This is a genomic window from Frankia sp. CoWAU3 (assembly GCF_977971855.1).
On record NZ_CDWWXB010000044.1, the window covers coordinates 10686 to 20847 of the forward strand.

Genomic DNA, 10162 nt, shown 5'->3' on the forward strand with positions numbered 1-10162 from the left:
GCCGGTATGTGAGGCGGCCGGGCGCATCGCCCGGTCGGAGGAGACCATCGAGGCGGAGGTCATCCGCCTCTTGCCCGGAGCCCTCGCCGTCGTCCGCACTCCCGCCGGAACGGAGGAGGTGGGCATCGCCCTGGTTGACGCCCATCCCGGAGATGCCGTGCTGGTTCACGCCGGGGAGGCGATCGCCGTTCTCTAGCTCATCCGTTCGTCCGTCCGGGCCAGGCCCATCCAGGGCAGGGGGATGCAATGACGGTTCGTTCGCCGTTCAACCAGACCGCGGCGATCGCGGACGCCGAGATCTACCGCGAGGAGCCCATCCGTCCCGACCGCGCCATCACGCGCGGCTCGGACCGGCGGATCGGGGTGCTGACCCCACCGTGCTATGCCCTCGCCCACCCGGGGGAGCGTTCGCACGCCCACGCGGAGTGTCTCCTGGAGTGCGGCCCCGCCGCCATCCCCGACGTCACGCTGCGGGTCCGGGTGCGCTACCTGCAGATGACGGTCCGTTTCGTGGATCGTGACCCCGGGGACGGGGGCCGCTTTCCACCAGGCTGCCGGCCTGCGGGAGATGCCGAGCCCCGCGGCTGGGACGAGTTCGTCCCGCGCCAGGTCGACGATGTGGTGACGGTCACAGACCTGTTGGCGGCGCCTCCCGGCAGCGCGGTACCGACGGCCGCGGGGCCGCGGCGGAACTGGCTGCCCCGCCTGAGCGCGCCACGGCCAAATCCATGGGAGCTGGCCGGTCCGGCGAGCGGTGGCGTCTCGGCGGGACTCGGACCGCCCCACACCGTCCGGTTCAGCGCCCCCTCCGGTCGGCGGGTGGAGACCGTGAGCGGCCACGGCGAGGCGGAACCGACCCGCATCACCTGGGACAGCTGGGCCGTGCAGGGAGAGCTGCGGTTGAGCGCCGGACTGCAGACCTGGGTACATCAGACCGGGGAGACCGGAGCACATCGCCTGGTCCGGCTCCGGGCGGAACTGGTGAACACCTCGGGCTGGCATCTTCCGGCCGAGGAAGCGATGGATCACGTCTCCCTTGAGGCGCGCCGCCGGCGGCACCGGGAACAGGCAATGCGGCACTCCCTGATCGGCGCGCACCTGCTCCTCGCGACGACCGAGGGCCGATTCGTGTCCCTGGCCTCTCCCCCGGCCCGGGCCAGCGAATTCGCGAAGAACTGCGTCAACGACGGCCTCTGGCCCGCGCTCGTGACCACCGCGGACGGCCATGACACCGTGCTCGTCGCGCCGATCGTCCTTCCCGATCATCCACGGCCGGCTCCGGTGGACCACGACGGCGGCTGCTGACCGCCGGCCCGCCACCGGCCTCGGCCGATGAGCCGAGGCCGGTCGTCAGCAGCAACGGCAGCGAAAACAGTGAGCGGAAGATACGCGCCGCGGGAGGACGTCAACATTGTTGATTATCTTGGATCGGACGCGGTGGTCACGTTTCTACGGCGCGTAGAATCTGCTGGGTGCGACCAGAGGCGAGGCTGACTGAGAGACGGCGCACGGCAGTCCCGGGGAGGGGCGGCACCCGGTTCGCCGACCTCACCGGTGCCGCCCACGCCACCGGTGGTACGGGCGGCACGGGGCCCACCAGCCTTGCCGCGGCGATCAGCCTGGTTGTGGCGCTTGGCCTCGTAGCGGCGCTCGTCCCGGCGGCGCTCCTACTCGGACTGGCCACCCCCGCATCGGCGCATTCACGCCTGGTCACCACCACCCCGGTGGCGGACAGCACTCTCACCGCCCCGCCACATGAGATCATCCTGACGTTCAACGAGCCGGTGTCCCCGCGCTACACGAACGTCGCCGTCACGGCGGCCGACGGCGCCGGCGTGACCGCCGGTGCCACCCGCGTCGAGGGCGGCACCGTCCACCAGGGCCTCACCGCTCTCCGCGACGGTCGCTACACGGTGGCCTATCGGGTCGTGTCCGAGGACGGTCACCCGGTCGGCGGCGAGTTCGCCTTCACCGTTGCCGGCGGCACGGCGTCCGCGGGCCAGGAGGGATCCCCGCCCCCGTCTCCGGTCACCACAACGCCGGCCCCGGCAGCCACCGCGAGTCCGACCACGGGTGCCGCGCCGGCCCCGTCCGCGGCCGTCACGGGACCCGCGGACGGGGCCGGCGGTGACGGTGACAGTGACGATGGCGGTGGCTGGATACTCCCCGTCATGATCGCCGGTATCCTCACGCTCGGTGGCGGTACCCTGTTCGCCCTGCGGCGACGTCACTCCGGAGCGCGCTGACCCCATGGACACCCCCGCCGCCAGGAAAAACCCCGCCATAACGAACAACCCCACCACGCCCGCAGACCCCACCACGCCCACGGGTCCGGCCGCTCCTCCGCACACCGCCGCTCTCACCAGGACCATCCCCGCCAGCCGCTCCACCTCGGCTGGCGGACGGACGGCGGCGGTCGGACGGATGGCGCCCGTCGCCGTCGCGGCCGGATGCGTGGCACTGGCCCTGGTCGTCGGTTTCGGGCCAGGCCCCCTGCGGCTGCCCGGTCTGCCTTCGTCCGGCACGCTCACCTATTGGGCACTGCCTTTCGCCCGTCTGGTCGGCAGGATCGCCGCCGTGGGGACGATCGGGTGGCTTCTCACGGCCGCCGTCCTTCTTCCGGCGAAACACGGTGCGGCCGGCAACGGGTCCCGGGTGGGCATCCTGTCGCCCACGGCCCGGCGGTGCGGCCGGTACGCGGCGAACACCGCGGCTCTGTGGATGCTGGCCACCCTCGTGGAGCTGCTGTTCACCCTGTCCGAGATCTCGGCGCGCCCGGCCGGCGACGTCCTGGATGTCTCCTCGCTACGCTCCTTCGTCTCCACCACCTCCCAGGGCCGGGCGCTACTCGTCGTGGCGGCCCTGGCTGCCGTCATCGCGGTGATCGGCCGTACGGTCACGACGACGACCGCGACCGGGGCCCTGCTCGCTGTCGCGGTCGCCGGCATCGTGCCGCCGATCCTGGTTGGCCACGCCGCTACGTCCGGCGATCATGCGATCGCCGTGGTGGCCCTCGGCGTGCACGTATTGGCGGCCACGGCATGGGTGGGTGGTCTACTCGGCCTGCTCACCGCGGTGCGGCTGCCGGCGGGCTTGTTCGGCCCGGCGCTGCGCCGGTACAGCCGGTTCGCGGCCGGGGCTGCGGCCGTCACCGCAATCAGCGGGATCGCCGGTGCGGCCCTGCGGCTCGGCGGCTTCACCCCGTTGTGGGAGACCCGCTACGGCCTGCTGGTCCTGCTCAAGGCCGCAGGCCTGCTGGCCGCCGTCACGCTCGGTGGTCTGGTGCGCCGCCGGGTCGTCGCCGGGCTCACGGTGACGACGCCCACCGACCAGACCGGCACCACCGACCAGACCGGCACCACCGACCAGACCGGCACCGACAGGACTACCGCGGTCGCTCGTTTCCTGCGCATCGCCGGCGTGGAGCTCACCATTCTCACGGCCACGGTCGGGTTGGCCGTCGGGCTGTCCCGCACGGCGCCGCCGGTGAACGACGCACTCGTTCCCGACGATCCGACCCAGACGCTGCTCGGATACCCGATGCCCCCACCGGTCACCGCCACGCGGCTCGCCACCGACTGGCACATCGACTGGGTCTTCCTCGCCGGCGCGGTCACCGCCGCCCTGCTCTACCTCGCCGGCCTACGCCGGCTACGGGCACGCGGCGCCCACTGGCCGCTTGGGCGCACCATTGCCTGGCTCGCCGGCTTGCTCGTCGTCGTGGTCGCCACGTCAAGCGGGCTCGGGCTGTACGGGCCGGTCCTGCTCAGCGTGCACATGAGCCAGCACATGCTGCTCAGCATGCTGGCCCCGCTCCCGCTGGTGCTCGGCGCGCCGGTGACTCTGGCGCTGCGGGCGATGCGGCCCGCGACGGCTCCGCACCGCACCGGACCACGCGAATGGCTGCTGAGGACGCTGCGGTCCTGGCCGGTACGCATCCTGACCCATCCGCTGCTCGTGACGGCGAACTTTGCCGGCAGCCTCTACGTGCTCTACCTCAGCTCGCTGCTGTCGACTCTCATGCACAACCATCTCGGCCACCTGTACATGAACGTGCACTTCCTGGCGGTCGGCGTGCTGTTCTTCGAGCTGCTGATCGGGACCGACCCGCTCCCCCGCCGGCTGCCACATCCCGGCCGCGTCCTGATGCTGCTGGCGGTCGTCCCGTTCCACGCCTTCCTCGGCCTGACCATCATGAGCACGTCGGCCCTGCTCGGCTCGGGCTGGTACGACCGCCTGGTCCGGCCCTGGGGCGTCTCACCGCTCAGCGACCAGCGGACCGCCGGGGGCATCGCCTGGTCGTTCGGCGAGATTCCCACCTTCGTCGTGCTGATCGTGCTGGCCACCCAGTGGTCCCGGCTGGACGAGCGGCAGGCGCGGGCCCGGGAGCGGCGCATCGCCGCCGCTGGTGACGTCGACGCCGAACTCGACGCGTACAACGCCTACCTCGCCCAGCTCGCCGCCGGCCCAGCCCGGCGCACGCCGTCCGCGGCCGCCACCACCTCGACAGCCACCACCTCACGCACGACCTCGCCCACCCCCGGAGACGAGACCAGCGCAGAGGCCGAGACCTCCGGATAAGCAGGCCGGGGAGAAACCCCGGCTACGGCGCCGGCCGCGGGCCGTCGGGACCGGATGCCGCGGACCGCCCGCCCGGACGGACGACCACCCCTGGACGGACGACCGCCGCGGACCGCGGGCCGTCGGCAGGAGCACCCTCGGCACGCACCGCGGGCAGGGTCCGCACGTTGCTCTGCGGAACCGACGGGCGGCGCGCCGTTTCCAGGTCCACCCGCGCGGCCACCGCCGTCAGTTGATGGCGGGTGATCACCCACACGAGTTCGAGCAGGACCGCCGCCGCCGCCGCGATGCCGACCGCCGTCCACGGCCCGGTCGTCCCCACCAGGGAGAGCTGGAAGAACTCCTGGCCGGACGGGATGGCCAGGACCAGCGCGAACGCGACCGCCATGGTCAGCACGAGTGCGATGCGCCACCAGGTGTACGGACGGGCGACGATCGCCAGTGCCCACAGCGCGACTCCGAACAGCGTCAGCGTCGCCATCGAGGTTTCGGCGTCCAGGTCATGACCATAGAAGTGCGACCGGGACAGCAGGTAGGACGTCATCGTCGCCGCGGCGGCGAGCAACCCGGCGGGAAGGGCGAAGCGCAGCACCCGACCGACGAAGTCCGGCTGCGCCCGTTCGGTGTTCGGTGCCAGCGCCAGGAAGAACGACGGGATGCCGATCGTCAGCGACCCGACGAGCGTGAGATGCCGAGGGAGGAACGGGTACGGCACCTGCGTGATCACAACCACGATCGCGAGCAGGACCGAGTAGACGGTCTTGGTCAGAAACAGGTTCGCGACCCGTTCGATGTTGCCGATTACTCTCCGCCCCTCGGAGACCACCGACGGCAAGGTCGCGAAGCTGTTGTTCAGCAGCACGATCTGGGCGACCGCGCGGGTCGCCTGACTGCCGGATCCCATCGACACGCCGATGTCGGCGTCCTTGAGCGCCAGGACGTCGTTGACGCCGTCGCCGGTCATCGCGACGATGTGCCCCCGCGACTGCAACGCCGCGACCATCTCCCGCTTCTGCTGCGGGCTGACCCGCCCGAAGATCGAGTGGCTCTCCAGGGCGTCGGCGAGCGCGGCCCGGTCGGTCGGCAGCGTGCGGGCGTCAACGGGATCGTCGGCGCCGGGCAGCCCCAGCGTGCGGGCGACCGCGCCGACCGACAGCGCATTGTCCCCCGAGAGAATCTTGGCGGCGACGTTCTGCTCGGCGAAGTACCGCAGGGTATCCGGGGCATCCGCCCGCAGCCGCTGGGCGATGACCACGAGCGCCACCGGGACGACGCCGGCCGGCACCGTCGCCGGGTCCACCAGCGCGTCCGCCAGCGACGCGCCGAACCGGGCGAGCAGCAGCACCCGCAGGCCCTGCGCCCCGTACTCGTCCACGGTGGCGAGCACCCGGTCACCGGCCGCCAGCAGCACGTCGGGCGCGCCGAGCAGCCAGGTGCCCTCGGTCCCGCCCACGGCGGCGAGGGTCGCGCCGCTCCACTTGCGCGCCGAGGAGAACGGCGCGTCCGCCCGCACCTGCCAGCCCTGCGGGGCGGGATAGGCATCGATGATCGCCTGCATGCTCGGATTCGGCCGGCTGTCGGCCGCGCCGAGGGCGCCGAGCACGCTCGGCACGAGGGTGCCCGGCTCGACGATCCGCAGCTCCACGACGTCCATCGCAGCCTCGGTGAGGGTGCCGGTCTTGTCCAAACAGACGACGTCGACGCGGGCCAGCCCCTCGATCGCGGGCAGTTCCTGCACCAGGCACTGCCGCCGGCCCAGCCGTACCACGCCGACCGCGAAGGCGACCGACGTAAGCAACACCAGGCCCTCCGGCACCATCGGCACGAGTCCGGCGACCATCCGGCGGATGGCCTCGGGCAGGTCGTCGTCGTTAACGACCACCTGGCTGACGATCAGCGCGATGCCGGCCGGAATAATCATCCAGGTAACGACCCGCAGAATGGTGCTGATGCCGCCCCGCAGCTCGGAGCGCACCAGGGTGAACCGGCTCGCCTCCTCGGCGAGCCGGGCCGCGTAGGCTTCGCGGCCAACCCGGGTCGCCCGGAACGCCCCCGACCCCGCGACGACGAAGCTGCCCGACATGACGATGTCACCGGGCTGCTTGTGCACCGGATCCGCCTCGCCGGTGAGCAGCGACTCGTCGACCTCCAGGTGATCGGCCGCCAGGACCAGACCATCGACGGGAATCTTGTCGCCGGCGCCGAGCTCAATCACGTCGTCCAGCACGATCTCGGCGGCGGGGAGCTCGCGGGTGACACCGTCACGCCGCACGACGGGCCGGGACTCCCCCACCACGGCGAGCCGGTCCAGGGTGCGCTTCGCCCGCAGCTCCTGGAACAAGCCGACCAGGGTGTTCACGATGATCACGCCGCCGAACAGGGCATCCTGGAATGGACCGACGATGGCGACGAAGACCAGTAGAACACCGATGATCGCGTTGATCCGGGTGAGGACGTTCGCACGGATGATGTCGCGCAGCGAGCGACTGGAGCGGACCGGCACGTCGTTGACGCGGCCGTCCGCGAGGCGTTCGGCGACCTCGGCGGCGGTCAACCCGGCGGCGGATCGACCGATCGCGATGGGTCCGGACCCGGCCCCGGCGGCGGACGCGGAATCGCTGGGAGGCGCCGGGTTCCGGTCGTCGAGCCGTCCCGGAGACAGCCGCGCTCCCGCGGCCCCTCGCCGAACCATGGTGTCCCTCCACGCTCCGTCGCGGCCGCTGCCGGAGGCTTGGCAGCGGAATCGTTATCGGTTTCCCGACCGACCTCGGGCGGGTCTCGGACTCGTTTGGATATGTCCCGTAGATGCCTCCACCGTCTGCACACGCGGACCGCCGACCCCCACCGTAGTTGACGGCCGTAGGCGCGTGGGTCGCGCCTGGGGCTCCCCGCCCGTTCAGCCCGGGGGGGCACCGGCGTCGGGGCTGAGGGCACCCCCGACCAGCAGGGAGAACAGCAGCAGCCCCAGCCCCACGCGATACAGCACGAAGGGCGCGAAACTGCGCGTCGAGATGTACCGCAGGAACCATGCGATCGCGGCGTAGCCGGTGACGAACGCCACGAACGTGGCGAGGATCGTCGGGCCCCAGGCGACGTCGGCATCCTTCCCACCGATGGAACGCAGCTCGAAGACCCCGGACGCCAGCACCGCCGGCATCGCCAGCAGGAAGGAGTACCGGGCCGCAGCCTCGCGAGTGTAGCCGAGAAGCAGGCCCCCGCTGATCGTCGCACCGGACCGGGAGACGCCGGGAATCAGCGCGGCAGACTGGGCGAGACCATAGAGGAGCCCGTCACGCACCGACAAGTCCTCAAGCACCTTGCGCGGGCGGAGCGGCGAATGACGACCCTGCGGCCGCCCCTTCGAGGCGTACCAGTCCGCGCCGCCCAGGATCAGGCCGAGCACGATCAGCGTCGTGGCAATCAGCCGCAGGTCGCGGAACGGACCCTCGATGGCGTCCTGCAGCGTCACCCCGAGCAGGCCGATCGGAAGGGTGCCGAGGATGACCAGCCAGCCCGTCCGGGCGTCGGGGTCCTTACGCATCTCCCGGCGGGTGAGCGAGCGCGCCCACGCCGCCACGATGCGGGCGATGTCCTTGCGGAAGTAGATCAGCACGGCGGTCTCGGTGCCGATCTGGGTCACGGCGGTGAACGCGGCGCCCGGGTCCTCCCAGCCGGCGAGCGCGGCAGCGATGCGCAGGTGGGCGCTGGACGAGACCGGGAGAAACTCGGTGAGCCCCTGAACGAGACCGAGGACCGTTCCCTCGAGGAAGTTCATCGACGCGCCGACCTGGCCCACGAGCCAGACGAGTCCGGTTCATCCGGTCCATCCGGTCCGTTCAGCCCGTCCGGCGAGGCCGCCGGGTCCGGAGGCCACGCCGAACGACGATTGGTCTGCCGGCTCCGCGCCCGGCCTGTTCGCGTCATCCACGCATACCCGACCACGGCTTCACCGTAGCGAAGGGTGAAATGCGGGCGGATGCTGGGTGACGGCGTCCCCGCCTTCTCCGATCCTCCGACCTGGTCCGATCGACCTGGTCCGATCGGGGTTCGGCCGGATCGGGCCGAGTCCACCCCGCAGCAGGCCCCCACATGGGCTGACCTGGCGGTTCGTCGGACAGTCACGGACCGCGACAAACGAGCGGGTTCACGCTCTGGCCATACAACCGAACGGAATCGCTCACTTTCTGTTCATCTGCGACCCGCACCGTGTCACCCGGAAGTACAGACCGCCCGCCTCGTGGCGGTCTGGCGCGCCCCGATCAGGGTCGGGGAGCGACACGGTACGCCTGGGAGGCTACACGATGAGTCACCTGCTCGCGAATGTGATCATTGAAGTGGTCGGAACGGCCGTGATCCTGCTTCTGACCGGTCTGGTGCGACGCTGGCTGGGCCAACCGGCCGCTCGCCCCGCCTGATCCGACCCGACCCGACCAGACCCGACCCAACCCGACCTGCCCCGCCGCCAGTCCGGCCCGTCCTGGACATCCGGGACCAGTGCCGGACGGACGGACGACACGATCAGCCATGCGGCCTGTAGGTCTGGGACGCGGTTCTGGAGGTTCCGGAGGGCTGCGTACCACCGTCCGGATTGTCCCGAAAATCGGGATCTCCCACGTGGGCGAACGGTAAGGCGACCGAATCACGGTAACAAGTCGGCGTCGCACCATACAGCCGTTTGAATTCTCGACAGAAGTGACTCGTGTCCGCAAAACCCCAACGGCTGGCGATCGCCTGAATGGAGCATGATCCCTCGATCAGGTCCCGGCGGGCTCGTGCGAGTCGCTGGGAGCGGACGACGGCGCTGTAGCTGTTTCCTGTCGCGGCGAAGCTGCGCTGCAGCGTGCGGACAGACACACACTGCGCAGCGGCCGCCGCGGCGGCGCTGACGTCGCGGTGGCCAAGGTTCCGAGCTATCCAGCGTTCCACTGCGAGCCGCAGCGCTTCCCCAGCGATCGCACTCGTGAACGTGGCCTCGGGGCGCACCGCCGCGGCCACCAGCTCCAGTGCCGCGTTGCGGGCCGCCGTTATGGTGGGGGCGGGAACCTCGTGCGGGAGGCCGGCAAGTGATGCGACATAGCTGCGCAGCAACCTAATCGCGGGAGCGTTCACATCCACCACGAGGTCGGCTTCCAACCACGGGCTCTCCAAGACCTCTTCCAGCGCCACCCTTGGGATTACCAGGGTAACTTTGCGGAAGTGCTCGACAACTTCGAACCGCACCTTTTGCATGCTGTTCCAGATGACGAAGATTCCTGGAGTGACAACAATCTTCTTGTCCTCGATGGCAAGCCGTTCAGTCCCAGCGGTAGCGAAGAATATCGCGATATTGTCCTCGCTGGTCCGGCTGATCAGATTTCGACTACGTTCACCCCTGCACGGATCACATGCGATATCCAGCAGCGCGATGTCATCGAACCAGCGACGCTCAATCGAGGCGCAGTAGGGTAATCGCCCTGGAGGAACATCAGTGTGGAATGGCGTCACCGCGCTGCCCAGGATCTCCTCCCAGCGTCCAGGACGGTCGCGATGGGGTACATCGACGAGGTCGTACGTCTCGTAGATTCGTAAGTGTTCGGTGATG

General features: G+C 70.6%; 7 protein-coding genes. 4 read left to right on the plus strand and 3 right to left on the minus strand.

Features of this window, described 5'->3' with window-relative positions; all coding sequences use genetic code 11:
• The 4 genes from AC08ON_RS06695 to AC08ON_RS06710 form a co-directional block, all read left to right on the plus strand.
• Positions 1-196: HypC/HybG/HupF family hydrogenase formation chaperone (locus AC08ON_RS06695; protein ID WP_476616637.1), on the plus strand; the 196-nt coding region annotated here is incomplete at its 5' end.
• A gap of 50 nt (positions 197-246) precedes the next feature.
• Complete coding sequence (locus AC08ON_RS06700) at positions 247-1305, plus strand: hypothetical protein (protein WP_476611210.1); 1059 nt, start codon at positions 247-249, stop codon at positions 1303-1305.
• 167 nt (positions 1306-1472) lie between these two features.
• Positions 1473-2246 (plus strand): copper resistance CopC family protein, encoded by a 774-nt coding sequence (locus AC08ON_RS06705; RefSeq protein ID WP_476606715.1) that lies wholly within the window; start codon positions 1473-1475, stop codon positions 2244-2246.
• A 4-nt stretch (positions 2247-2250) separates the two neighbouring features.
• Positions 2251-4581 carry a bifunctional copper resistance protein CopD/cytochrome c oxidase assembly protein gene (locus AC08ON_RS06710; protein WP_476606716.1) on the plus strand — a complete coding sequence of 777 codons (2331 nt, stop codon included), beginning with the start codon at positions 2251-2253 and terminating at the stop codon, positions 4579-4581.
• Positions 4582-4603: 22 nt separating this feature from the next.
• Here the strand turns inward: AC08ON_RS06710 and AC08ON_RS06715 are convergent, their stop codons facing one another.
• From AC08ON_RS06715 to AC08ON_RS06725, 3 genes are all read right to left on the minus strand, one after another.
• On the minus strand, positions 4604-7273 hold the full coding sequence (locus tag AC08ON_RS06715) for an HAD-IC family P-type ATPase (protein ID WP_476606717.1): 2670 nt from the start codon (positions 7271-7273) through the stop codon (positions 4604-4606).
• A gap of 204 nt (positions 7274-7477) precedes the next feature.
• A complete protein-coding gene (locus tag AC08ON_RS06720; protein WP_476606720.1) occupies positions 7478-8356 on the minus strand; it encodes an undecaprenyl-diphosphate phosphatase in 879 nt (292 codons plus the stop codon).
• A 743-nt stretch (positions 8357-9099) separates the two neighbouring features.
• Positions 9100-10162, minus strand: a 1063-nt coding sequence (locus tag AC08ON_RS06725; RefSeq protein WP_476616638.1) for an AraC family transcriptional regulator, incomplete at its 5' end; no start/stop codon positions are given.

Excerpts from the sequence above, each read along its gene's own strand:
- AC08ON_RS06715 (WP_476606717.1), bottom strand. The coding sequence starts at position 7,273 with ATGGTTCGGCGAGGGGCCGCGGGAGCGCGGCTGTCTCCGGGACGGCTC.
- AC08ON_RS06700 (WP_476611210.1), top strand. The coding sequence starts at position 247 with ATGACGGTTCGTTCGCCGTTCAACCAGACCGCGGCGATCGCGGACGCC.
- AC08ON_RS06720 (WP_476606720.1), bottom strand. The coding sequence starts at position 8,356 with ATGAACTTCCTCGAGGGAACGGTCCTCGGTCTCGTTCAGGGGCTCACC.
- AC08ON_RS06710 (WP_476606716.1), top strand. The coding sequence starts at position 2,251 with ATGGACACCCCCGCCGCCAGGAAAAACCCCGCCATAACGAACAACCCC.